Raw genomic sequence first — 22,378 nt, 5'->3', positions numbered from 1 at the left:
ACGGCCGCGTACGCGGCCGCGAAGTCGGGGGCGCAGGCCGCCTGGCCCGTTCACCCTGTGCGGCATGTCTGCCTACGTGTTCATCGCGACCAAGAGCGCCGTCCAGGCTGTCCCGGGGAACTGCGAAGACATGGTGGCCAACAGCCACTCAAGTGGCCAGGTAGCCCGCTCTCCAACTCTGGTGCCAGTCACATTGGGTGCGGGGGTGAGTTCCCAGTGGTGCAGAAAATCGAACACATGCTTGAATCCGGTCATGCGACCGTTCCCCGACGACCTCGTTCAGGCACGGCAGGAGTGGATCTCCGCCTACCGTCAGCTCGCCGACCTGCCCGGCCACACAGGGCTGCGGCGTCGCCTGTACCAGCTGTCGACCGCGGTGCTCTTCCATCCGCACTGGACAGAGCGCGGCGGCCTGACTCCGGCAGCCTGGCAGCAGCTGCGCAGTGTCGGACGGGAAGAAAGGAGCTGAAGGTGAAAGGCATTGACGTGGTCAGCGGTACAGGCCATGTCCGCGCTACCGCCTGATACACCTCGCCTCCGGGCGATCCTGCGGCACCTCGACCAGCAGATCACCGACAACGAGACCGTGGGCCTCTACCTGCGGCTTCAGCGCGATGCCGTCTCCAAGGCTCTGGGTCGCGCCGAAGGCCACGCAACGCCTCAGCCTGCCCAGACGCCCCGGCAGCGTCCGGCCGCCCTGCCTGCCTTCGCAGGGAGCCAGCGCGGGCCGAAGGCGACCGGCTTCAGTGTGGAGAGGCAGCCGAGGGCGATCGGGCCCGAGCCAGCCCGCATCCACACCGACGACTGTCGGAGCGCCGGCCCGACGCATCCGATCACCGCGCACGACGCCCGCGCGGCGCTGCTCGACCCGATGGTGCAGGCATGCGGATTCTGCCGCCCGGACACCGAACTCGGCATGAATTTGGACTGAGTTGGACGGATCCCGGACCGGCTACGGCGGCGCCCGGCTCCCCGATGCGTTCGGCCTCCACCTGGGGAGGCCGAACCATGGAGTTGATCAGCAAGCAGGCGATTCCCGTTGTGCGACGCGGGCCTTGAATCGAGCGGTGTAGGCCGCGAGGTGACGATCTGCGAAGTAGTCGGCCTGCCAGTTGTAGGGGAGAACCTCGCCTTCGGGCCAGACGTAGGCCCATCCCGTCAGGCCCTCCGCGAGCGTGATCTCCCGAAGGTCGTATCGGTCGTCCTCGAAGTCGTCGAGGATCTTCCACTCGGTCGGTGTCAAATCCTCCATGAGGAGGCCGGTCGCGGTGGACCCTGGAGCCGCGACCAGGCCGGGGTAGACCCGGCGTTCGAGCGCGGCGGCGCGCCATCCGGGTGCGGCCGTTGGCCTGCCAGACGGTATTCGGCCGATCAGTGCTTCCAGGACCGTCGGGAATTGCAGCGTTCCATATACGAAGAGAGCGCCTGGCTCGGAGGCGAGGCGATCCCGAGAACCCGCGGTCAGGGCGACCGGGGCCTCAGAGTGAGGGTGGCGCATACAGGTCTTCCTGGATCAGCTAGAGGGCAGGAACATCGCGTCGTAGACGGGGCTCTCCGGCGCGTGCTTGATCTGTCCCATCATGCTGTAGCCCCAGCGAAGGTATGCGTCGTGGGCAGGCTGGTTGTCGATGATGCAGGTGAGAGTCGTGACCGTCTCCGCGCGCCCGGCGATGACCGTGTCGTGCAGCTGCCTGCCGAGGCCCTGATTGGTGTGGTCGGGACGCACCATCAGCTCCCGGAGCCAGAAGATTTGTCCATCCTCGGCGGTACGGCGGAGTTCTTCAGGGCGGTCGTTGCCGAGTGACACCCACCAGGCTCTGTCCGATGCCAAGGTCACGCCATGGACGTAGCCGATGATCTGCCCGTCCTGGCTCGCGGTGACGGTCTCGAAGCCGGGCATGTCGAAAGCAGCGAGCAGACGGTCACGGTACGACTGGACGGAGAAGAACGGGTCTCCGATGTACGGAGGCACGTTGTACACCTCCGCGTAGACGTCGACCAGCTCTTCCAAGACGGCCTTGGCCGTAGTCCCGTCATGCCGCTGAAACTGCGCGTCCACTCTTTGCGACTTCCCTTCAATGCGGTGATCACGCGACGCATTCGCGGATCTGCTCCAACAGGTCCCGTACCTCGCTGCTTCGGTGGTGCGGGGCCAGTCCATCCCGGACGATCGTCAGCTGCTGGACCGTGCGCGCCGAGCGCATGCCGCCCTGGATCAGCCGGAGCGACTCCGCTGCCGCGTCGACACTGTGGTTGAGATCTCCGGTCGACAGAGCGGCGGCGGACAGTCGGCCGAGGCACATCCCCCGGTTCCGGGAATGCGCAATGTCCTGCAACGCCTCGGATCGCGCGAGGAGCTTCTGTGCCCGGAGGTTCTGTCCGAGGTCGAGTCGGCACATTCCTTCGAGGCATACCAGTTCGGCTTCGTTGAGGAAGGTCGTCCAGTCCGGGTCGCGGTCATCCAGCCCGCGTTCCCATTCCTTCCAGGCGCGCCGGATGCTCGCCTCGCAGGAGATGTCATCCCCCACCGTCGCGTGGCCCTGGGCCTCCCGGATAGCGAGGAGCGCCGCTACGCGAGGCGGCGCGGACCATTCCTGGGCGTGAGCCTGTGCGAGCCGCGCGAAGCGTACGGCCTCCCGGCCCTTGCTCAGGTCCACGGCCTGGCGCGCCATGTTGCTGAGGGTGCGGCTGGCAAGCGCGTCGTCGCCCGTGAAGTTGGCAGTGTTCAGAGCTTCCGAGAAGTACGCACGGGCCTCCGGTTGGAGTCCGGCGTCATAGCAGAACCAGCCCAAGCTGGTCGTGAATTTTCCGGCGACAGTGTGGAGTTGTCGGCCGAGCTTGTCGTCGTAGATGCCACGGTCGATCATCTGATGGACCCACATCAGGTGAGCGCGAGTGGGCCGCCACAGGCGGTTTCCGCCGAACTGCTGGTCGATGGCGTCCATGTCGTCAGCGGCCGTGCGCAGGAGTTCGACTTCGGCTTCGCCGATCCGCCACTCTGATGCGCTGGCTGAGCCGGTGCCTGGGGACATGAGCCATGGAAGGCTCTGGCCGGCGGCTGGGCCAGCCGATACCGGTACGAGTTCCGTAAGAGCTTCCTGAGCGGCGGACGCGAGTCGGGTTAAGGGCGCCGCCTTGGTAGGTGTCGGTCGCTCTCCGCGCGGGGGTGCGAAGCCGAGTTCGACCATCGGCCGCTCGAAGAACTCTTCGAGAACACGGCGAGTGGGAGGGTGCGGCCACGGAGGGTTCTCGCCCTCCCACTTCCGCCACTGCCGGACGCTGAAGTCCACGCGCTTGTCCAGCTTGCCCTGTGCGTGCATGCGAACAGCGCAGTCCCTGAGATCTTGAACGATCTCTTCCTGCGAGCGCGCCAAGTCGAGGCGCAGCCGCCACAGATGGGTGTTCACGCGCTCCAGCTCGGACATGGACGCCTCTCGGTCTCTCCTTCTGATTTCACCGTAGTGGCTGTGTCAGGCACGGCGGGAGCGGTCTTCCTCGAATTGCCCCGTCGACGTGCAGAAGGGCCGCAAAAGGGCCGCAAAAGGGCCGGTCAGAGGCCGGTAGGGGGCCCACAGAGGTCCGGCCAAAGGACCTGGTCATGCCACCCGAACTTCGCTGCACTTGGTGACACGACGCACACCATGCGTGTCGGCTGAGGGCGATTCAGACCAGGGAGGGCTCGATGGTGACACCGATGGCGACGCCGCTGATGGAAGCCGACGTGCTCAGCGCCTGGCTCGCCAAGGCAGCGCCTCACCCGGACTTGGCGGCGGATGTCTGGCGTCTCCGCCCGACGCTTCCTCGGCGGTTGCACTGCGGAGTCGTCTTCGATGTGGTGCTGTGCCACCGGATCCTCGTTGAAGCGGCGTACAGGATCCTCGCGGGATACGAGCAGCCCCTCGGGCCAGCCCTGATCCTTCCTCAGCTGGATGCGGGAGCGATCCTCGTTCCTCGCGGCACCGATGCGCGGTGGCCCGAGCTGATCGCTGCGACCCAGTGGCCAGAGCGAGTGTCCCGACCTGCCTGCCTGGGCAACGGGCACGCCATCCAAGTTCCTGCTCCGGCCCCCGCATCCGCCTCCTCGGTCGGGTGGTTGCAGGAGCCGGAGGTGTCGGACGAATTCCCTCCCCACCTGACCAGCCCGGTCCCGCTGGCCCGTTGCCTCGCCGAAGCCAGGGCCGAGGTGCAGCAGCGACCGGAGCATCGCGGCAGAGCCCACCGGGTTCGATCGGTCCTGCCCGGCTCCTGGAGGACACGGTGATGACGACCTCCCTATGGCCTCCGAGAACGCGCGACCGGTCTGCTCTGTTTCACGCGTACGTCGATCTGCTGGGGTGGACGCTCTTCGTCGGCTCTGACCCGGTCCAACCGCGTGAGATGGAGGACGCCTTCACCTCCAACCCGCACACCGTCTTGCTCGCGTCGTGCTCTTCCTTCGACGCCGTATCGATCCCGTACAGAGCGGCCATGGAGGCGCTCATCAGGCTCGAACGGAAGGAGCTTTCAGTGCCCTGCCTGCTGAGCGGCGAGAGGGGCACCTTCCTGGTCGAGGCCGGCAGTGGCCACCGCGTAGCGGCACTCGGTGGTGTCGAAGTCGCCGCGGGGGACGCCGCTCGCATGATCCTGCCGCCGACGGCCGGGGCACGCTGGGACACGCCGCCGTGGCGACGTAGCGAGCGGGTGCCGGTGAAGCTCCACAGCACCGACGTGGTTGGGCCCTTCCTGGGCGGTGCCCTGCGCCTCTTCTCGCACTCCTCCGAGGCAGGTGGAGCCGTATGTTGATGCCGTGTGGAGGTTCCGCGAGCACGACGGCGGACACCATGGTCCGCCTCGTAGCCAAGCTCCGGGACTGGGAACCGCTCGACTGGGACGCGACCTTCGACGCCTTAGCCAGCGTCCTGGACTGCCAGGCACCTCTGGACGACGAGCTCGAAGAACTCGCCCAGCGCCTACGCGGTGCCCTCATGCAGATCGTCACCATCGCCGTGGCCGGACTCGCGGACGAGGACGAGGAAGCAGCCGTGCTGATCGCGCGGGCCCGGACCCTGCGTTCTGTGGAACTGCCCGGCAACTACTGGATGGCGCTCGGTCACCTCCGCCGCTTGGGGTGGGTCACCAGCGAGCTGGTGGAACTCCTGTCCAGGACCGGGCACTTCAAGGACGCCGCATGACGACTGCCGCCAGAACTCCGACCCTGCTGACCGCAACCGCCCTGCCCGCGGCGGAAGCGTACGACTACGACTACTACCGCGCCCGGCTCGCGCATCCCTGCGTGCTGGAGCAGAGCGTCGCCGTCCGCGCCCTCCGGATGCCGTTCCTGGCGGTGCCCGCCGGCGGCCCGCGCCGTGGTGGCTACTTCCCCGTACACAACATGCTCATCGGCCTCGCAGTGTGCGACCTGCTCGAAGGCCGACCGGGCTTCATTCAGCCGCGGCTTCGTTGGTCGCTGGATCGCGACGTCTGCCTCCTGGTCGAGTGGGGCGATGCACCACCGGCCGAGGATGACGTGGCTCGCGGTCGCTTCTACGGCTACAGCGACACCGCGATCTCCAAGTTTCTCCGCTCCACCGCGCGCAGACCCACGACTCCCTCTTCGACGTCCCCCCGTTCCCCCGCGGGGCTGTGACGTCGAAGAGGGGCCCTACCCCGTACGAGCAGATTCGAGAGGAAGAGCACTCATGTGTCGGCACGACCCCCCATGCCCAGCGGCTGAGGCATCCGACCGCGAGGCGGCCAGGACCGTCCTGCGGGACGACGTGCTGGGCTGGACTCTGCTCTGCAACGGTGTGCTGCTCTTCGCGGACACCGGCGAGTTGCTGCCGGACGGCCGGATCATCGCTCCTCACCGTCCCGCCGTGCCGACGGGAGCAGCCGTATGACCGCGACCGCCAGCCGCATGGTTCCGTACATCACTGCGCGTGAGGGTGAGGAGGCTGATACTTTCCTGGCCCTGCGTGCGAGTTTCGGCGCCGACGGCCGCTCCCGCCTCTCTTACTGGGACGAGACCCGAGACGACCGGGACGTGCGTGGCACTCTGTGGGCCCGGACGTCCCAGTCGATAGGCCGGGACGGGATGCCGGAGGGCTCGCCGCGGTGGCGGCTAGTGCACCCTGCCCGGCAGCGGCACACGATGATGAACCTCCTCTGCCAGGTCTGTGTCGGATCGACCAAGACCCCCGACGGATACCTGTTCCTGGAGAGCGGCACCGTTCCCGGGCCGAGCGCGACCGTACGCACTGCACAGCCTCCGGTCTGTCTGAAGCACGCGCGCGCCGCAGCCAAGTTGTGTCCCAACCTGGTCCGGCACGGACACATCGCCTTGATGGTGCAGAGTGCCCCGCTCTACGGCGTTATCGGCACCCCGTACCAGTGGGGTAGTGACGGTGTGCGGGCCCTGGCAGGTGACGACATACCCCTGCCGTACGGCAGCCCCAACCTGCGTTGGTTCCTGGCCTCGCAACTCGTACGCACCCTACGAGCCTTCACGGTCATAGACCTCGACGACCTCGACGACCTCGCGCCCGCCGCCTAGACGGCCCCGCCCTGTTCGCAGGGCTGGGCATGCCCGAACAACTCCAACTCCTGAGGGAGAACCTCTTGACCAGGCCGTCCGAGGACGACGCATTCCGCGTGGTCACGTGGAACGTTGAGCACAACGGCATCACCAACAGCGGTGACGACGCACGATGGCATTTGGCCATGGACGTTCTCGCCACCCTCCAGCCGCACGTACTCCTCCGCCAGGAGCTGACCCGTGCGGACATGTTCGGTGGGCGTGCGGTCTGGGCGGAGTCCGCCCGGCTCGGCGGCCACGCCGCATTCCTTGCCAGCGCGACCCCCGAGTCGGCCAACCCGACCGGCGTCTATGTGGACCGAGACCTGTGCCAGCCGACCGAGTTCTTCGAGCACCGCACCGGGATGTGGCACCCGGTATGCAACCCGGTGGTTCGAATCAAGGGCGCACTGAACAAGCTGAGTCTGGCGTCGGTACATCTGTGCTCCTTCGACCCCGCCACGCGGGCGAGCGAGGCGAAACGAGTGGCCACGCTGGGCCGGCCGGGCATGGCGGCGATCGTCGGGGGCGACATGAACTCGTACCCGCACCGGCCGAGCAACGGGCATCCGCTGCCCGACTGGAGCCAGATCAAGGACCGGGCCCACTTCGAGGCGCGCACGATCGAGCGTGACGGCAAGCGGGTCTCCGACACGCTGCCGGACGAAATCCTCGCGGGCGAATTCGAGGGGCGACCGCCCGTCTTCGTGGAACTGGGGCACTACGCCGCGACCGAACTCGGCTTGGAGGGAGCCCTCGAACCGACCGCGTCGTTGTGGCGCACGGACCAGGGCACGAGGCAGCGGATCGACCGGCTGTATGCGACGCCGCAGGTCGCCGGTGCCCTGACGGGGCTGGAGGTCATCGTCACCGATGAGGTGACCGAGGCATCCGACCACCCCCCGGTGGTCGCCACCTTCAGTCTCTCGGCGCTGCGCCGTGCCCTGTCCGTCGAACCTGCACTCGCCGCCTGAACCGGGACGGACAGCGATGCCACAGCAGAGCCGCGACGAAGAGAGGAACCGATGAGCGAGATCACTCTGTTGTCCTGGAACTTCGAGAACAACGGCGGGAACGACCCGGCAAAGCGCCTGAAGGCACAAGAGCTGTTGGTTTCCCTCAACCCTCACATCGTGTTCCGTCAGGAGATGTGGGGAGCGGACGCCAACGGCAACGCGATCCTGTACGAGCTGGAGCACGTGCTCGGCCTGCGAGGCTGGCTCGGCCCCGAGTCGTGCACCGCGATCTTCGCCGACCCGCGCGTATTCCGGCCGGTGCGGGAGTGGGACAAGGCCGCCCCCATGTGGGTGCTGCCGCCCACGGCACTGGTCATGCGCTACCTGCCTGCCGGTGACGAGGCGATGCCGCTTGCCTTGGTCTCCTACCACCTCAACTACGCGTCCGGCACGAACCGGGTAGCCGAGTCGGAATGGGTCTCGACCTGGGCCGACAAGAAGTGGACCGGGCCGCAGGGCGAGATCGTACGGATGCCATGCCTGGCTGCTGGAGACAACAACAGCTATCCGGGTCCTGGCGTCGAGGGCGACCCGGCGCTGCCGGTGCTTGAGCAGATAGACGACAGGCCCCACAGGCTGCATCGCTCGTACGTCGGAGCGAACGGCACCCGGGTGATGGATACCCGCCCGGACGAGGCGCTGCGCACCGCTGGCTTGGAGGACCTGGCCCGCTACTGGGCGACGGCGAGACAGGGGAACAGAAGGGCGGTGTCTCGGACAGTCAACGCCTGTGCGACGCACGGCCCGGACTCCCGCGTCGACCGCGTCTACGGCACTACTGACCTGCTGACCGCGGTGACCGGTGTGGACGTGGTTGAGGTGCCCGAAGACGTGTCGGACCACCACATCGTCCGCGTCACGCTCGATGCCGACTGCATCTCGGACGTTCTCAATCAGCAAGCCGCAGAGATCGCGGCTTGATAGACGGCCGCGCTGATGAGCTGGCTGCTTCGAGCCGGGTTCATCGGGGCGGCACGCGGCCTGAGGAATCGGCCTCACAGCGCCTCGGGTCGGTGGCCGGGAACTGCCTCCGTGACGTAGCTCCCTCAATACGCTCCGCACGTAGACGCCTGGTCGTACCACCATTCGCAACTCGCACTCGACGAACAGGAGTTGGCATGAGCCCCAACATCAACCACACCACCAAGGCGAGCCCGGCAACCACCTCGGACGGCTTCGACCTCGACGTCACGCTGGTCGAGATAGGCGACTCCGCCGGCCTGGTCAACCTGACGGACGACGGCTGCGGCGAGACCTGCGGCGCCTGCACCACCAACGTGGCCTGACCTAAGGCGCACGGTACCCAGGCCGGTGTCTTCGTGACCCGCAGTGCGAAGGCACCGGCCGCCCGTCTGGACCAGGAGAGTGTGATGGCTTCGAGCACCGCGTTCCATGCCGGTACGACCGCGCTCGTCCGTGCGGTCGCTCGGCCGGAGCTTCCTGTCTCCCCGTGTCCCGGCCTCGACGACCTTTCCCCCCGTGGCGCGGCGGCCCGGCTCGCATGGTTGCGGGAGCTGTGGTCCGAGGAGGACGTTGCCGAGGCCCTGGAGCACGCCAGTCCTGTCCTCGCCTCCCAGGTGCGGGCCTTGTGCTCCTCCAGCACCCCGGCCGCGCGTGATGTGCGGCGCGCTGTCTCCTCCGTGGCCCGCTACGTGTTGCGTGCCGAACAGCGGGCAACTCCGTTCGGCCTGTTTGCTGGCGTGGCCTCGGCCGTCATCGGCGGGCAGGCGCGCGCGAATTGGGGTCCGGACCACGTCGTCATCGGTCGTGCGGGCGCGGAGTGGCTGACGGCCGTTGTCGAACGGCTGGAGTCGTGCCCCGAACTGCTGGAGCGCCTTCCGGTGGTCCTCAACAACACCGCGACGAGACGCGGTGACCGGCTGATTGTGCCGTACAAGGCCGACACCCAAAGCGACCGGAGGCGTGCGGTCGAGGCATCCGTGGCCCTGACCGAACCGGTGCAGGTGGTCCTGGAGGCAGCCCGAGAGCCCATCTGCACCGGTGCTCTCGCGGACAAGCTGGCTGCGGACTTCCCCACAGCAGGCCAGGGAAAGGCGCAGCGGCTCGTGGAGGGGTTGATCCGGAACGAGGTATTGATCACCAGCCTGCACGCACCGAGCACCGAGACCGATGCCCTGGACTACCTGTTGGCGCAACTGGACGCCGTGGAGGCAGACGCCGTAACCCAGGTCGCCGATATGATCCGCGAACTCCGCGCCGTACAGAGCGACTTGCGCGGCTGTGGCTCCGGAAGCGGCCGGGCCCGTGCCACCGCGCGGATGCGGGCTCTGGTCCCACGCCTGCGCCGTCACCCTCTCGCCCTCGACCTTCGTCTGGACGCCGAGGTGGAGCTGCCTGAAGCGGTTGCCCGCGAGGTCGAGCGTGCAGCCAGCGTCCTGGCCCGGGTCAGCGCCCTCCCGTACGGGACCGCGGCGTGGAAGGCGTACCAGCGGCGGTTCTACGAGCGGTACGGCATCGGCACGATGGTGCCTCTCAACGAAGTCGTCGCCGACAGCGGCACTGGTTTCCCCGACGGGTATCCGGGCGCCCCGGCCGACGGGCGCCGCTCCCGCCTTTCTGTACGAGACGACACCTTGGTGCGGCTGGCGCAGGCCGCTGTCCTCGACGGCCGCGACGAGGTGGTTCTCACTGATGAGCTGATCGCGGCGATGGATCTGGGACCCGAGCGTCCAAGGGTGCCGCCGCACCTGGAGGTCGGTGTCCGGGTGCACGCTGCGAGCACCGAGGAACTGCAGCGCGGGCGGTTCCGGCTGGAGATTGCGAGCGTGTCCCGTGGCGTCGGTGTCACGACCGGCCGGTTCCTCGGCGTGCTGGCACCTGAGGACCGCGAGAGTCTGTCAGCGGAACTGGCCGACCTCCCGAGCGCAGACGCCGGCACCGTCCCCGCCCAGTTGTCGTTCCCGCCGCTGCTAGCCACGAGCGCCCATGTCACGCGCGCTCCGCAGGTTCTGTCCACCGTGATCAGCGTGCAGGAGCACCGTGCCGCAAGCAGCGACGTGCTCACGCCTGACGACTTGGCGGTGGCATGCGACGGGCGCCGCATGTATCTGGCCGCGCCTGAGCGCGGGCAGCGGATCGAGGCCGTGGGAATGCACGCGCTGAATCTCAAGGAGCACACCCCGCCGCTGGTCCGGTTCCTCACCGAGCTCTCGCGCGCTCAGTGCGCGCAGGTCACCTTGTTCAACTGGGGCGCCGCGACCGCGATGCCGTTCCTGCCCCGGCTGCGCTACGGGCGTACGGTGCTCGCCTCTGCACGGTGGCGGCTGGAAGCAGCCGAACTGCCCCGCCGCGACCGCCCCCAGGCCCAGTGGGACACCGCCCTGGAGGAGTGGCGGACCCGGCGGCGGATGCCTCAGCGGGTCAGCCTGGCCGAGGAGGACCGTCGTCTGCTCCTCGATCTCGACCAGGCCGCCCACCGAACCCTCCTGCGCGAGCACCTCAACCGCGCCAGCCTGGCCGTCCTCGTCGAGGGCCCGGACGCCGACGCCTACGGCTGGTGCGACGGCCGCGCGCACGAGGTCGTCGTACCGCTCAAGGCCAGGCGGCCTCCGGCGTGGCCGCTCCTGCCGACCCCCGCACCGGCCCGCACGTTCTCCCCAGCGCAGATCCAGACGCCCGGAGTCTCATCCCTGCTGCTGGCCACTCTGTACGGCGACCTGCGCCGTCAAGACACCCTCCTCACCCAGCACATCCCTGACCTGCTGGACCAACTCGGCAGTCCACCGTGGTGGTTCATCCGCTTCCGCGACCCCAACCATCACCTCCGGGTACGCATCGCTCTGCCCGATCCCCAAGCCTTCGCCGCGACCGCACGCACCGTCGGCATCTGGGCCAACGAACTGCGCAGCGCCGGGCTGCTGTCGGACGTGCGCTTTCCCACCTCCTACCGCGAGATGGGCCGTTGGGGCTCCGGCGCCGCCTGGGATGCCGCTGAGAACGTGTTCCGCGCTGACTCGCGAGCTGTCGCCACCCAGCTCTCCCAACCCCGGCGTCCGCATCCGCGCGCCCTGGTAGCCGCGCACACCATCGCCATCGCCACCTCGTTCCTCGGCAGTACCGAGGCCGCCATGAGCTGGCTGATCGACAACATTCCGCCCACCGCGCCCGCACCGGTGCCGCGTCCCCAGTTCACCGAGACCGTACGGCTGGCCGATCCGACCGACCACTGGGCGGCACTGCGCGACGCACCCGGCGGACAGGCCATCGTGGCGGCATGGGCGGACCGGGACGCCACGCTCGCCGCCTACCGACCCCATCTCCCCGGCCCGGATACCCAGGGCATCCGCCTGGACGACGTCCTCTCCTCGCTCCTGCACGTCCACTTCGTACGGCACCTGGCAGTGGACTTCCCTGAGGAAGCGATCTGCCTGTATCTCACACGCGCCGCTGCCCTGGCCCGGATCTCCCGGAGGACACGGTGACCCACCCTCTCGCGCTCAAGATGGCGGACGCCGTCGCCGACCTCCTGGCCGACCCCGCCACAGCGCCCGTGAGTCCCCGCACGACAACCACCGAACGGCAGCAACTCGCCTACGGTCCCCTGGGAATTGCGCTGCTGCACATCGAACGGGCCGCGCGCAGCCTCGGACCGTGGCAACGCGCCCACGACTGGCTCACAGCCGCTACCCGGCAACCGTTCACCAGCGGACCCGACAGCCACCCGTTCTACGGCGCCCCCGCCCTCGCTCACACCGTGGCCTGCGCGGCCGACCACCTCCCCGGTACCTACCAGGGCGCCTTGGACACCCTCGACGTGCAGATCATCACCGACATCCGCACGCGCCTTGACGCCGCGCACCGCCGTATCGATGCAGGCCACCTGCCACAACTGGCGGAGTTCGACGTGATCCGTGGACTCACCGGCTACGGGGCCTACCTTCTCCGCCGGGACCCGTCCAGCTCCGACCTGCACGCGGTCCTCGGCTACTGCGCACGCCTCGCCGAACCGCTCAGTGCCGACGGCGAGGCTCTGCCGGGGTGGTGGACGGAGACAGGGCCTTCCGGCCGAGCTGACGAGCGGTTCCCCGGCGGGCACGCCAACAGCGGTCTCGCGCATGGAATCGGCGGGGTGCTCGCGCTGCTGGCACTTGCCGCCCGGTACGGCACCGTCGTTGGCGGACACCACGACGCCATGCGCACCATCGTGGCGTGGCTGGACCGCTGGCAGGAGAAGACCGACCTCGGCGTTGCCTGGCCGTACTGGGTCACGCGTGCCGAACTTAGGCAGGGGCACCTCGCCCCCTCCGCACCGCGCCGCCCTTCATGGTGCTACGGCACCGCTGGCCTCGTCCGCGCCCAGCAGCTCGCTGCCCTCGTCCTCGATGACACCGTCCGCGAAGTCGAGGCGGGGAGCGCGCTCGTGGCCGCCCTCACCGAGCGCACTCAGCTCAAGGCGACCACGGACAACGGCCTGTGCCACGGCTTCGCCGGCCTCGCCCACATCGCCGCCCGGACCGGCACCGACGCGCACCTCACGACCGCTGGCCAGCTCCAGGCGGCGATCCCGGCACTCCTGACCGCGGTGTGTCCTCCGGGCACCGACCCGGCAACCGCGGCCGCGGCCTTGGTGCGGGACGAGGAAGTGGGGCCCGGGTTCCTCAACGGTGCCGCCGGTATAGCCCTGGCGCTCCTCGCACCTGCCACCGCCACGCCGCCCCAATCGGCCTGGGATTCCTGCCTGCTCATCGCCTGACCCCCGATCGAAGGACCACCGCCATGCCCCCGGACCGTTGGCACCAGCACAACGTCACCTTCGCCGACCGCGCGACCGGCAAGCGCGCTATCGCCGAACGACTCGGCCCCATCCTGCTTGCAGCAGAGGAAGAGGGCCAGCTCACCGGCTGGTGGTTCATGAACAAGCAGCCCTGGCCACTGCGGTACCGCGCTGCGGGGCCATCCCCGCTGGTTGAGTCCCTGCTGAGCGACCTGGTCTTCGACGGCACGGTTCGATCGTGGACCTACGGCATCTACGAGCCGGAGACCACTGCCTTCGGCGGCACGGAGGCCATGGAAGCCGCACATGACCTGTTCCATGAGGACAGTCGGCACCTGCTCACCTATCAACCCGGCCCCGGGCTACTGGGGCGCCGGGAGACCGCCGTCCTCCTTTTCAGCTCCCTGATGCGGGCCGCCAATCTGGACTGGTTCGAGCAAGGCGACGTGTGGGCGAAAGCCGCCCAGATGCGACCAGCAACCGAAGCCCTCACCCCGGAGCGGGCCGCCGTCCTGATACCCGCAATGCGCACGTTGATGACCGTCGACGCTCGCAGTCTCTGCCGAACGGACGGCCCGCTCGACGGGCACGCCGAGTGGGTGGCCGCCTTCGAGCGGGCCGGTACGACTCTCGCCTACCTCGCCACCGGGGGCGGGCTCTCGCGCGGTCTGCGAGCAGTCATCGCCCACCACGTGATCTTCCACTCCAACCGCGCAGGTCTCCGCCCGGACGACCAAAGCGCCCTGTTCAACACCGCACGAGAGGCAGTCATGGGATCGAGTGACAACACCGCGTCGCCCGCCGAGGGCACGTCGGAAACCACTAGCGTCAGGACGGTGAATACCGACACGATCGCCACCCCCGGGGCCGAGGCCGAACGACTCCGCAACGCCCTGGTCGACCAGATCCGCGAAGCCGGGTACGCCCGCACGCCCGCCGTCGAGGCCGCTCTGCGCACCGTGCCCAGGCACCTGTTCGTGCCCGACGCCTCGCTCGAAGACGCGTACGCCAACGTGCCGGTCAACATCAAGTACGACACCGACGGCACATCAATCTCCTGCGCCTCCCAGCCCGGAATCGTCGCGCTCATGCTGGACCAACTGGAGGCCCAGCCCGGCGAACGCATCCTCGAACTCGGCGCCGGCACCGGCTACAACGCCGCCCTGCTCGCCCACCTGGTCGGCGAGGCTGGACATGTGACCACGATCGACGTCGACGAGGACCTCGTGGAAGGAGCCCGCGCACACCTCGCCGCGGCGGGGTTCTCCAACGTGGAGGCACTGACCCGGGATGGCGCCGTCGGCCATGCCGAGGGCGCCCCGTACGACCGGATCATCGCTACCGTCGGCGCGCACGGCGTCCCCCACGCCTGGCTCGACCAACTCGCGCCCGGCGGACGGCTCGTCGTTCCCCAGCGTCTCAAGGGCAGTGTGTCCCGCTCCATCGCCTACGAGCAGCGCGACGGCCGTTGGACGAGCGTCGGCAGCAAGATGAACACCTTCATGCCGCTACGACGCGGAATCGCCGATGACGACCGCCGCGTCATCCCGCTCAGCACGGACGGCTCCGTACGGCTCCAGGCCCCCGCCGGGCAGCCCATCGACGCCGAGGCACTGGCCGGTGTGCTGGAGCAGCCGCGCACCGAGGAGTGGACCGGCATGACGGTCCGCGCCATGGAGTCGCCGGAGTGGATGGAGCTGTTCGTCTCCTGCTCCTTGCCCAGCGGTCTGATCCGGATGCTGTTCCCGCAGGATGCCAAGGGCACGCTGCTCACCGAGGACCCCTACCCGTCCTCCACCGCGGCCGTCGACAAGGGTGCCGTCACGTACCTCGCCCGCCGCCTGTCGGAGGAGAAGACCCCCGAGGGCGGCAAGCTCTGGGAGTTCGGCGTCATCGGCCACGGGCCCGGCGGCGACGAACTGGCTGCGAAGGTCGCCGAGGCGATCCGCAGCTGGGACCGCAACTACCGGGGACGCGAAGCGTCCTTCGGCATCCAGCGTCTCGACGCACCCGCGATCGAGCAGCAGCCCGGCCTCTTCTCCCTCGACACTCCGCTGAACCGCATCGTCGTCGACTGGCGGTGACGCCAGCCCGGACGTGAAGGGGGTGGAGCCCGTGGGTAACGCCCACGGGCTCCACCGGTCCCGACCAACACCGTCACCCCCAGGGGGACCCATGGACCCGCACGGCCCGATAGCAAGGCGTTTCCCGCTTGTCGCCCGATTTCGGCCCGCCTGCCTGCCGCTGCCCGACCGGGTACGGTCCGTGACCGAGCTGGCCGCAAGAGCCGTTGAGCGGAGCGACCAGGGACTGGCCTCCACCGTTTTCAACCAGACGGCGCTCATCGCCTCCGACCTCGGCCTTCCTGATCTCGCCCGAGCGATGTGCCACCGGCACGCGGCGGCCTACCTGAATGCCTGCCCGCTCCCCGCCATGGCTGCCATCCGCGCGCTGGAGCCCCTGGTCAACCTCGCCCGCTTGCAGATCCGCGCCGGCCGAACCGATGAAGGCCGTCAGCGGCTGCTGGACCTGTACGAGGCTGTCGGCGCCGCCGACGCAGTCTCCTTCGAGGGCATCACCGTGCCGGCCGACCTTATCTGCACCGAGGGCGACCGACGAGAAGTACGAGCATGGCTATGGCGCGTCGTCCTGGCTGACGGCACACGCAGCCTCACCACCACAGGGCGATGGTCCGAGGCGCTGGCCCACATCGAACAACACCGGGGTGTGGGCACCAGGATGCTGGACGGGCGCCAAGTCGCCGTCATCGCGGCTCTCACCTCTGGCCAGACCGGCCCTGCTCACGAGCTCCTGGCCTCTACAGCACCGGGGGAGCCGTGGGAACAGGCCGTCACTGCCTGCCTAACGACGCTGTGCCGCCGCGACGCAGGCCAACCAGTCGACGACTCCTTGGCGTCGTTGACGAACACCTTCCTGAGCCACGAGGCGAACGCGGGTATGACCGTCTTCGACGTCCGTCTCGGACTCACCGTCCTGGACGCCGCCGGATCAGCCAAAAACCCTGGTGCCCGCCTTCTCTTCGACGATCTGTGTCGGCGAACAGTGGAAGCGCGCAACGGGTATGCGGCCCGCGAGGTCCTGGCCCACCCTCTGTTCGACGCGCTCGCCAAGGACACCCAGTGGCAGGACTGCGAGGACTTGCTTCGGAGCTGCGCGCTCGGCTCTGGGGTACTCCCAGAAGGGCTGCGCCGGGACCTCGCAACCGCTCTGGGCAGCGGTGAGATGGTGCTTAGAGCCCGTAACGCGATCTTGTGAGTCGTTGTTGGTGAGCGTATCCGGTAGGGCTGTTCGGCCGTCGTGAAGCCTCAGGCGCTACCAGAGCTCGCGGTCGAGCGCGGTGACGCCCTCTGCTTTCAGGACCGTCTCCCATCGCTCGGTCAGCGGACCTGCCCAGGCACGGTCGACTCCTTGCGCGTACCGCAGCAGGCCGTCGACGTGGCGGACGAAGCCGCCGAGCGAGCTGTAGCGGGCATGTTCGACGTGCGGAGCAAGCCCAAAGGTGGCAGCGCCCCGAATGTGGGCTTCCAGCCGTTGGCGTACCGGCACGGGGATCCGTAGCCTGTCGCCATCCACGAGCAGCCCTAGGACAACCTTTCGGGCACCGGGCGGGATGATGCGGGTCTTCTTGCGGTGCACCCTGAAGTGCGACTGGTGCACCGCTTTGGTGATGTCCGCAATGCAGTGGGTTACGGTGACGCGGTCCAGGTGGCCCAGTGTTGAGAACGTCATGTCGTCCGCGTAGCGGGTGTAGACCAGGTCGTACCGATCGGCTACCTCCCACAGCCGGTCGTCCAGCGCGTGGGCGGCCAGGTTCGCGATGGCGCCGCTCGTCGGGGCACCCTGCGGCAGGAAGCCGGGAGCCCGTCCGGGATAGGAGTCGATGGTCGGGTAATTGAACCTGGTGAAGGCTCGCGCCTCCCCATCGGGGAGCCGGGTGCACATCCGCGCGATCTCGAAGGAGATCAGTTTGTTGTACCCCACGGTCTGTAGAACGCGGTACGCCGCCCGCTCGTCGACAGAGTGGAAGAAGTCGTGGAGGTCGAACTTCAAAAGCCAGGTGGCGCCCAGGTGTCGCTTCGCGCATTGGACAGCAGAGCGTCCCGGCTGGTAGGCGTAACTGGCCCGATGGGGGCGGACGCGCTCGAAAAGGTTGGAGAGTAGCCACCGCTGGATATCCATCAGCACGGGACCTGGCGACGCGATGGTTCGGACCTTGCCCGGCTCGCGCTTTGGCCGTGAGAACACGGTATAGGGGTCGATCTGCCGCTGCACGATGCTACGCAGGTACAGGTAGTCCGCGCCTGTCAGATGCGCCAGATGCCGCAGGGTCAGAATCGGTGTGACTGAGTAGCCTTCGGCCCGCCGGATCTGTGTCAGGGCCTCGTCCAGAACCTGAGCATCGATCTGCTTGTCCAGGCCCTGCCTTCGGTAGGCGTGGGGGGAGTCGATGACGGCCTACCTTTGGTCGTATCCCGCTAGGGCCTTGGGACGGGCCACCAGGCTCACGTAGGCGCTGGCGCGTTCCAAGTCCCATGCGATCGCCAGTTTGCTCACAGCCGCAACTCATAGCTACGGCCTGACCCACAACGAGTGGGCCGTTGCCTCGACGAGAACCTCGCCGATCGCTCTAGGCGTCACCGACTCCCCTTCAGTTGGCGAGGATAGTAGGGCTCGGTGCTGCCCTGCAATCCGCTGGCGACTCGCCGGGGCCTGGCCTTCGCTTTGCGTAGCTCTTGCCAACCAGCGTCCGTCAGTCGCGTCTGCTCGTCCAGCAGACCCAGATGCTGCGCCAGCAGGGTGATCTCCATGGCAGCTGGGATAGAGATGCCCAGGGCTGCCGCCAGCTGGGCCGGGTTGCGCCGCCTTCCGGCGACATGGGCGAGGACGTCGATGATCCGCGCCAGTTCCGGCCGCTCCATCGTCTGGAGATGGCTCGCTGCAGCCAGACGCGGCTGCCGGATGGCCCGGAGTCGGCGCTGCCGGTCAAAGTCCGGCCGGTAGTCCGCCAGCGACTTCATCAGCTCCTGCGGCGCCGTGCGATGACTGAAGAACGGTACCCACTTGCCGTACGGAGACCGCCCTTTGGTCTGACGCACGATCATCGGGAGGTTGTTCGGGATGGTGTGCTCGAACACCACGAGGCCTTCGCTGTCTCCCCAGCCGCGGGCAGCGTTCATCGAAGGTGCGTACGTGTTGCATACCGTCCTGATGTGATCGCGCTCGGACTGTTCCCAGTCGACAGACGGGAAGTCCATGCCGTAGTGGAGGACGTGTACGCCGTCGTACCAGGAGCCCGCTTCGAGGCGCTTGAGGGCGGTCGTGGAGGCGGCGAACAACACCAGGTGCAGCTGGACGAGTTTGAGGGAGCGCCAGCTGCGGATTGTGGGGTTGCGCAGCCAGGTCCGCGCGTAGTTGATTGCTTCGTCGCCTGATCCGGCGTAGTCGGACAAGAACACCAGACGGCGAACCCGACGGTCCTTCAGTAGCTCCAAGGACGTCGTCTGCTTTGACACCACGGTGTTGTCGAACTCCCGCTCCGTCGCGCGCACGATGTTCTGCACGATCAGTTCGCTGCCCCCCGCGCTGGGGACCAGCGGTTCCAGGCAGCCGGTGAACATGGTGCCGCTCGTATCGGAGGAGTGGACGCTATACAGCGCCGCGGGTCGCTCCGCTGGGACCGTGTGTGTGAGCACCGAGTGCAGGTGCTTCGTCAGGCCCTGCCGGAACGTGGTTGACGAGAAGAAGTGCAGGCTGTCGATCAGCTGCTGCGCGGCGGGGGCGTCGTCGGGCCTAAAGTTGGATAGCCAGGCTCCGCCTTGTGCCGTCTGGCTCGGCCTGAGCTGCTGTCCTCCAGCACTCGGCGGATGTGTCATCAAGCCCTCGGTTCGCGGTCGTCTGGCTGGTCTGAGCATCTGAACGGAGGCGCCCGGGCCAGAGGCTGACCGTCATCATCGCAGCCAGCCTGAGGGGCGTCCATGATGTCGGTGACGATGGCCGGCCGACGCTCGGCATGGTGCTACTCGGCACCCTTAGCCCGCCATGAGCCCATAGCGCGATCTCGCTGCGATGCTCTTGGGGAGCAAAGATTAACTATCGATGGCGCAGGGCAGCAGTTGTTGGGAAGTCGGGCGGTTCGCCAGCGGCGCTACGCTCGAACGTATGAGCGTACCTACTGAAGGGCTGACGCTGGGGGCCGTAAGCGCCCTGGTCGAACGCAAGATCCTTACCGACACCGTACGAATCAGCAGGGACGGCGAGCCGGTCTTCAATCCGGACACAGGCCAGTACGAGCCCGGCCCGCCCGTCATCATCTACGAAGGGCACGGCGGGGTCTTCCCGAATGGAGATCCCGGGATCGTCCTGCACCTGGAAGGCCAGGCGTACGTCGACGACTCCACCTCGAAGTACAAGTTGATCACGCCTCTGGACGCCCCGGTGGCTTCGCGCGAGGACACGGTGAGCGTCGTCAACGCCGCCGACCCGGCAGCGATCGGCCGTACTTGGCGCGTCCTCGATGTCGGGCAGACCTCCACTCTGGCCGTGGTCCGCACGACGTTCCTGGATCAGAACACCCAGTCCAGCACTTCGGGCAGCACCTCGTGAGCACGCCGATCGACACCGAGGCGGAACGGGAGAAGCTGGAGTCGACGCTGCTGGTGGACACAGTACGGATCACCCGCCCAACGGGAACTCCCCAACTCGACCCCGCGACCGGCCTCCTGGGGTCCATGCCGGCGGAGTCGGTCTACGAGGGGCCGGGAGCTGTCCTGTCCGGCCATGGCCAGGTCACCGCGCAGCACGTTCTCGGGCGGGAATGGCTGGACGACACGGTCAGCTGGTATCGGCTCCTCACGCCGATTTCGGCGCCCGTTCCCGTGCGGTACGACCGCGTGGAAGTTGTGGCCGCAGCAGGCGAGCACGCAGCGACAGCGAATCGGGTGTGGCAGGTCCTCGACCCATCGGAGGCGTCCACGGTCGAGATCGTTCGGGTGACCCGTCTCGACGAGATCACCCCTCCGTAGACGCCGGGCGAGCTGGACTGTCAGCGGATACCCGTAACCTCAGATAGGTGCCAACATATCAGAGTGAAAAACCTATCTCTCCCGAGGGTGAGCCCCTGTCGGTGCGCGTCACCGGGCAGGGGCGTACCGCCGTCGTGGAGATCGGCGGCCATGACGTCTCCCGAGACCTCGCTGCCTATTCACTGGCCCACCGAGCGGGCGACGTACCGCAGATGGTCATCGAGCTTTCCCCGAGATCCACGGCGACCGGTGTGTTCGATGGCCTGGCGCACGTCGTCATCGGCGATCCGCCGGACCCTGGCCCGGCGGCGGCTGCCTTCCTGTCCGCGATCAGTCCCGCCGAGTTGGAGAAGGTCGCGCTCGACCGTCACGACCTCATGGACGGCCGCCCGCACGAGCTGACCCGCGCCATGCTCGCCCTGTTGCGGGAATGGGCCCTTGGCCAGTGGGGCGAGCCGGAACCGGAAGACGGGCAGTGAGCCAGTGGCGTCCTCGCTGAACCCGCACCCCAACGCCCACCCTCTTGCGGGCGCCTACTCCAATGCGTTCCAGATCGCCGCGCAGCTCGACGCGAGGGCGGCGCGCACTCTGCCCGAGGTCACGGCGACCGTCCAGCACTACGCGATGCTGCTGGAGACCAGGATCAAGGCCAAGGCCAGCGGCAGGCCGGGCCCCAACGCACCCACGGGCGACTACCGGCGCTCCTGGACGCACGAGGTGTCCACGGACGGGCTCTCCGTCACGGCGGTCGTCGGCACGAACAAGCCCCAGGCCCGACGCCTGGAGTACGGCTTCGTCGGCGCCGACAGCCTGGGGCGCATCTACAACCAGCCCCCTTACCCGCACGTCGGGCCAGCTGTCGAGGAGATCCGGCCGCTGTTCATCGCCGCGCTCGGCGACACGATCGACGACGACTCGTGAGCGACCGCCACGCCGCCCGGCGACGGATCACCAGCCCCGCAGGAGTAGAGGAGGAGTAGTGCCCGTCTCCGGCAGAGAAGTGTCCCTCGCGATCCAGAAGACACTGGCCACAGCAACCGCCCGAAGCTGCGGGTACGGGACCGCCCCCACGGCATCAAGTACGCCCACCGGCGCCACGATTCCCTACAGCGTCCTCTACCCGCTGGGCGTGACTACGAGCGGCCCGCCCTACGGTGACGGCGACGCTGACGCCCGCGTGCTCGTCCAGGTCACCTCGGTCGCCTCAACCGCCGAACAGGTCGAGTGGATGGCCGACAAGGTCCGCACCGCGCTCCTGGCGCGCTTGAGCGGGTCCTACGTCAACACCATCACCATCACCGGCTACATCGTGATCGACCGCGAGCTGGACAAGGAGGAAGGGATGTCTGTCAGCGGTGGCGTATACAGTTATGTGCAGCGGTACGTCCTTACTGTGACCACTCTCGGGTCCTGACGTTCCAGCTACCTCACCGCGGAGGCATCTCGCGGACGCCCGGCCACCCGGCACGGGCCGATTCCCCCTTCATGGGGACCGGCCCGGCGTGTGCGCGCTCCGGAACACCGGTTCCCGGAGAGCGAGAATCAGTGTCACAGCAGCGGTTCACCCGTCGCGGCACCACGAAGTTCTTCTTCCTGAAGGACATCGTCTCGAAGGAACTGATCCCGATCCGTCCGGAGCTCGGCGGCACCAACGGGACCGACCTGTCCCCGGCCATCAGCGACATCGAGGGCTTCGCCGTCGAGAACACCCCCATCGATACACCGGACTTGGCGACCGAGTTCACCGGCAACATCCCTGGTGAGGACAAGGCCGACAACTCCAGCCTCACCTTCTACGAGGACAAGGTCGACAACGCCCTGGAGACGCTCCTCGCCAAGGGGACCGAGGGCTACGTGGTCATCCTCCGCAAGGGCGACATCCCGGCGTCGCAGTCCATGGACATCTTCCCGGTGCGCGTCGGCTCCAGGTCGAGCACGTACACGACCGCCTCCGAGCCGGCGAAGTTCAAGGTCAGCTTCAACGTGACCGGCAAGCCCGTCCAGGACGTAGCCGTCCCGGCCGCGGCCTGAT

At 67.9% G+C, this 22,378-nt stretch carries 26 protein-coding genes; 21 read left to right on the top strand and 5 right to left on the bottom strand.

Features of this window, described 5'->3' with window-relative positions; translation table 11 throughout:
- Positions 1-253 precede the first annotated feature (253 nt).
- Both OG352_RS13775 and OG352_RS13770 read left to right on the top strand, forming a co-directional pair.
- Entirely contained in the window at positions 254-469 is a 216-nt protein-coding gene (locus tag OG352_RS13775; RefSeq protein WP_329217039.1) for a hypothetical protein, read from the top strand.
- A gap of 12 nt (positions 470-481) precedes the next feature.
- Positions 482-931, top strand: coding sequence for a DUF6233 domain-containing protein (locus tag OG352_RS13770; RefSeq protein WP_329217038.1), 450 nt, complete (start codon positions 482-484; stop codon positions 929-931).
- Between the two features lie 87 nt (positions 932-1,018).
- On the opposite strand, the gene OG352_RS13765 is transcribed toward OG352_RS13770, so the two are convergent.
- From OG352_RS13765 to OG352_RS13755, 3 genes are read right to left on the bottom strand one after another with little or no spacing between them, the layout of a single operon-like run.
- Positions 1,019-1,498, bottom strand: a complete 480-nt coding sequence (locus OG352_RS13765) for a gamma-glutamylcyclotransferase family protein (RefSeq protein WP_329217037.1) — start codon at positions 1,496-1,498, stop codon at positions 1,019-1,021.
- Between the two features lie 15 nt (positions 1,499-1,513).
- A complete protein-coding gene (locus OG352_RS13760) occupies positions 1,514-2,059 on the bottom strand; it encodes a GNAT family N-acetyltransferase (RefSeq protein ID WP_329217036.1) in 546 nt (181 codons plus the stop codon).
- 28 nt (positions 2,060-2,087) lie between these two features.
- Positions 2,088-3,425: a hypothetical protein gene (locus tag OG352_RS13755; RefSeq protein ID WP_329217035.1), complete on the bottom strand. Its 1,338-nt coding sequence runs from the start codon at positions 3,423-3,425 to the stop codon at positions 2,088-2,090.
- Between the two features lie 257 nt (positions 3,426-3,682).
- Here OG352_RS13755 and OG352_RS13750 point away from each other — a divergent pair, with 257 nt between their 5' ends.
- The 13 genes from OG352_RS13750 to OG352_RS13690 all read left to right on the top strand — a co-directional run bounded on the left by OG352_RS13750 (position 3,683) and on the right by OG352_RS13690 (position 16,579).
- Positions 3,683-4,261: a hypothetical protein gene (locus OG352_RS13750; protein ID WP_329217034.1), complete on the top strand. Its 579-nt coding sequence runs from the start codon at positions 3,683-3,685 to the stop codon at positions 4,259-4,261.
- Positions 4,261-4,782 (top strand): hypothetical protein, encoded by a 522-nt coding sequence (locus tag OG352_RS13745; RefSeq protein WP_329217032.1) that lies wholly within the window; start codon positions 4,261-4,263, stop codon positions 4,780-4,782. The genes OG352_RS13750 and OG352_RS13745 overlap by 1 nt, the downstream gene beginning before the upstream one ends.
- Positions 4,783-4,820: 38 nt before the next feature.
- A complete protein-coding gene (locus OG352_RS13740; RefSeq protein ID WP_329217031.1) occupies positions 4,821-5,171 on the top strand; it encodes a DUF6415 family natural product biosynthesis protein in 351 nt (116 codons plus the stop codon).
- Complete coding sequence (locus tag OG352_RS13735) at positions 5,168-5,626, top strand: DUF6302 family protein (RefSeq protein ID WP_329217030.1); 459 nt, start codon at positions 5,168-5,170, stop codon at positions 5,624-5,626. The genes OG352_RS13740 and OG352_RS13735 overlap by 4 nt, the downstream gene beginning before the upstream one ends.
- 52 nt (positions 5,627-5,678) lie before the next feature.
- Positions 5,679-5,879, top strand: a complete 201-nt coding sequence (locus OG352_RS13730; RefSeq protein WP_329217029.1) for a DUF5999 family protein — start codon at positions 5,679-5,681, stop codon at positions 5,877-5,879.
- Positions 5,876-6,532: a hypothetical protein gene (locus tag OG352_RS13725; RefSeq protein WP_329217028.1), complete on the top strand. Its 657-nt coding sequence runs from the start codon at positions 5,876-5,878 to the stop codon at positions 6,530-6,532. The genes OG352_RS13730 and OG352_RS13725 overlap by 4 nt, the downstream gene beginning before the upstream one ends.
- 65 nt (positions 6,533-6,597) lie before the next feature.
- Positions 6,598-7,527, top strand: coding sequence for an endonuclease/exonuclease/phosphatase family protein (locus OG352_RS13720; protein ID WP_329217027.1), 930 nt, complete (start codon positions 6,598-6,600; stop codon positions 7,525-7,527).
- Positions 7,528-7,578: 51 nt separating this feature from the next.
- On the top strand, positions 7,579-8,490 hold the full coding sequence (locus OG352_RS13715; RefSeq protein WP_329217026.1) for an endonuclease/exonuclease/phosphatase family protein: 912 nt from the start codon (positions 7,579-7,581) through the stop codon (positions 8,488-8,490).
- A 197-nt stretch (positions 8,491-8,687) separates the two neighbouring features.
- Positions 8,688-8,855, top strand: a complete 168-nt coding sequence (locus OG352_RS13710; protein ID WP_329217025.1) for an FxLD family lanthipeptide — start codon at positions 8,688-8,690, stop codon at positions 8,853-8,855.
- 84 nt (positions 8,856-8,939) lie between these two features.
- Positions 8,940-12,011 carry a lantibiotic dehydratase gene (locus tag OG352_RS13705; protein WP_329217024.1) on the top strand — a complete coding sequence of 1,024 codons (3,072 nt, stop codon included), beginning with the start codon at positions 8,940-8,942 and terminating at the stop codon, positions 12,009-12,011.
- Positions 12,008-13,282 (top strand): lanthionine synthetase C family protein, encoded by a 1,275-nt coding sequence (locus OG352_RS13700; protein WP_443072256.1) that lies wholly within the window; start codon positions 12,008-12,010, stop codon positions 13,280-13,282. Before OG352_RS13705 ends, OG352_RS13700 begins: the two co-directional genes overlap by 4 nt.
- A gap of 23 nt (positions 13,283-13,305) precedes the next feature.
- Positions 13,306-15,387 carry a methyltransferase, FxLD system gene (gene fxlM / locus OG352_RS13695; RefSeq protein ID WP_329217023.1) on the top strand — a complete coding sequence of 694 codons (2,082 nt, stop codon included), beginning with the start codon at positions 13,306-13,308 and terminating at the stop codon, positions 15,385-15,387.
- 91 nt (positions 15,388-15,478) lie between these two features.
- Positions 15,479-16,579, top strand: coding sequence for a hypothetical protein (locus OG352_RS13690; protein ID WP_329217022.1), 1,101 nt, complete (start codon positions 15,479-15,481; stop codon positions 16,577-16,579).
- Between the two features lie 57 nt (positions 16,580-16,636).
- On the opposite strand, the gene OG352_RS13685 is transcribed toward OG352_RS13690, so the two are convergent.
- Positions 16,637-17,596 carry a reverse transcriptase family protein gene (locus OG352_RS13685; protein WP_329217021.1) on the bottom strand — a complete coding sequence of 320 codons (960 nt, stop codon included), beginning with the start codon at positions 17,594-17,596 and terminating at the stop codon, positions 16,637-16,639.
- A gap of 362 nt (positions 17,597-17,958) precedes the next feature.
- Entirely contained in the window at positions 17,959-19,197 is a 1,239-nt protein-coding gene (locus OG352_RS13680) for a phosphoribosyltransferase-like protein (RefSeq protein WP_329217020.1), read from the bottom strand.
- 286 nt (positions 19,198-19,483) lie between these two features.
- Here OG352_RS13680 and OG352_RS13675 point away from each other — a divergent pair, with 286 nt between their 5' ends.
- The 6 genes from OG352_RS13675 to OG352_RS13650 all read left to right on the top strand — a co-directional run bounded on the left by OG352_RS13675 (position 19,484) and on the right by OG352_RS13650 (position 22,377).
- Positions 19,484-19,927: a DUF6093 family protein gene (locus OG352_RS13675; RefSeq protein ID WP_329217019.1), complete on the top strand. Its 444-nt coding sequence runs from the start codon at positions 19,484-19,486 to the stop codon at positions 19,925-19,927.
- Positions 19,924-20,346 (top strand): DUF6093 family protein, encoded by a 423-nt coding sequence (locus tag OG352_RS13670; RefSeq protein WP_329217018.1) that lies wholly within the window; start codon positions 19,924-19,926, stop codon positions 20,344-20,346. Before OG352_RS13675 ends, OG352_RS13670 begins: the two co-directional genes overlap by 4 nt.
- 101 nt (positions 20,347-20,447) lie before the next feature.
- Complete coding sequence (locus tag OG352_RS13665; RefSeq protein ID WP_329217016.1) at positions 20,448-20,825, top strand: hypothetical protein; 378 nt, start codon at positions 20,448-20,450, stop codon at positions 20,823-20,825.
- Positions 20,826-20,829: 4 nt separating this feature from the next.
- Complete coding sequence (locus tag OG352_RS13660) at positions 20,830-21,267, top strand: HK97 gp10 family phage protein (protein WP_329217014.1); 438 nt, start codon at positions 20,830-20,832, stop codon at positions 21,265-21,267.
- Between the two features lie 58 nt (positions 21,268-21,325).
- Positions 21,326-21,760, top strand: coding sequence for a hypothetical protein (locus OG352_RS13655; protein WP_329217012.1), 435 nt, complete (start codon positions 21,326-21,328; stop codon positions 21,758-21,760).
- A gap of 131 nt (positions 21,761-21,891) precedes the next feature.
- Entirely contained in the window at positions 21,892-22,377 is a 486-nt protein-coding gene (locus tag OG352_RS13650; protein WP_266856262.1) for a phage tail tube protein, read from the top strand.
- The last annotated feature ends 1 nt before the right edge of the window (position 22,378 follow it).

It is taken from the genome of Streptomyces sp. NBC_01485, assembly GCF_036227125.1.
Taxonomy (GTDB): Bacteria; Actinomycetota; Actinomycetes; order Streptomycetales; family Streptomycetaceae; genus Streptomyces.
The sequence above is the reverse complement of the archived record's forward strand: the minus strand, read 5'-3'. Positions and strand labels throughout refer to the sequence as shown.

What these genes read in the sequence shown, in the direction of transcription:
- OG352_RS13750 (WP_329217034.1), top strand. Translation starts at nt 3,683, where the DNA reads ATGGTGACACCGATGGCGACGCCGCTGATGGAAGCCGACGTGCTCAGC.
- OG352_RS13710 (WP_329217025.1), top strand. Translation starts at nt 8,688, where the DNA reads ATGAGCCCCAACATCAACCACACCACCAAGGCGAGCCCGGCAACCACC.
- OG352_RS13705 (WP_329217024.1), top strand. Translation starts at nt 8,940, where the DNA reads ATGGCTTCGAGCACCGCGTTCCATGCCGGTACGACCGCGCTCGTCCGT.
- OG352_RS13755 (WP_329217035.1), bottom strand. Translation starts at nt 3,425, where the DNA reads ATGTCCGAGCTGGAGCGCGTGAACACCCATCTGTGGCGGCTGCGCCTC.
- OG352_RS13730 (WP_329217029.1), top strand. Translation starts at nt 5,679, where the DNA reads ATGTGTCGGCACGACCCCCCATGCCCAGCGGCTGAGGCATCCGACCGC.
- OG352_RS13725 (WP_329217028.1), top strand. Translation starts at nt 5,876, where the DNA reads ATGACCGCGACCGCCAGCCGCATGGTTCCGTACATCACTGCGCGTGAG.
- OG352_RS13715 (WP_329217026.1), top strand. Translation starts at nt 7,579, where the DNA reads ATGAGCGAGATCACTCTGTTGTCCTGGAACTTCGAGAACAACGGCGGG.
- OG352_RS13765 (WP_329217037.1), bottom strand. Translation starts at nt 1,498, where the DNA reads ATGCGCCACCCTCACTCTGAGGCCCCGGTCGCCCTGACCGCGGGTTCT.
- OG352_RS13690 (WP_329217022.1), top strand. Translation starts at nt 15,479, where the DNA reads ATGGACCCGCACGGCCCGATAGCAAGGCGTTTCCCGCTTGTCGCCCGA.
- OG352_RS13775 (WP_329217039.1), top strand. Translation starts at nt 254, where the DNA reads ATGCGACCGTTCCCCGACGACCTCGTTCAGGCACGGCAGGAGTGGATC.
- OG352_RS13680 (WP_329217020.1), bottom strand. Translation starts at nt 19,197, where the DNA reads ATGACACATCCGCCGAGTGCTGGAGGACAGCAGCTCAGGCCGAGCCAG.
- OG352_RS13745 (WP_329217032.1), top strand. Translation starts at nt 4,261, where the DNA reads ATGACGACCTCCCTATGGCCTCCGAGAACGCGCGACCGGTCTGCTCTG.
- OG352_RS13735 (WP_329217030.1), top strand. Translation starts at nt 5,168, where the DNA reads ATGACGACTGCCGCCAGAACTCCGACCCTGCTGACCGCAACCGCCCTG.
- OG352_RS13740 (WP_329217031.1), top strand. Translation starts at nt 4,821, where the DNA reads ATGGTCCGCCTCGTAGCCAAGCTCCGGGACTGGGAACCGCTCGACTGG.
- OG352_RS13675 (WP_329217019.1), top strand. Translation starts at nt 19,484, where the DNA reads ATGAGCGTACCTACTGAAGGGCTGACGCTGGGGGCCGTAAGCGCCCTG.
- fxlM (WP_329217023.1), top strand. Translation starts at nt 13,306, where the DNA reads ATGCCCCCGGACCGTTGGCACCAGCACAACGTCACCTTCGCCGACCGC.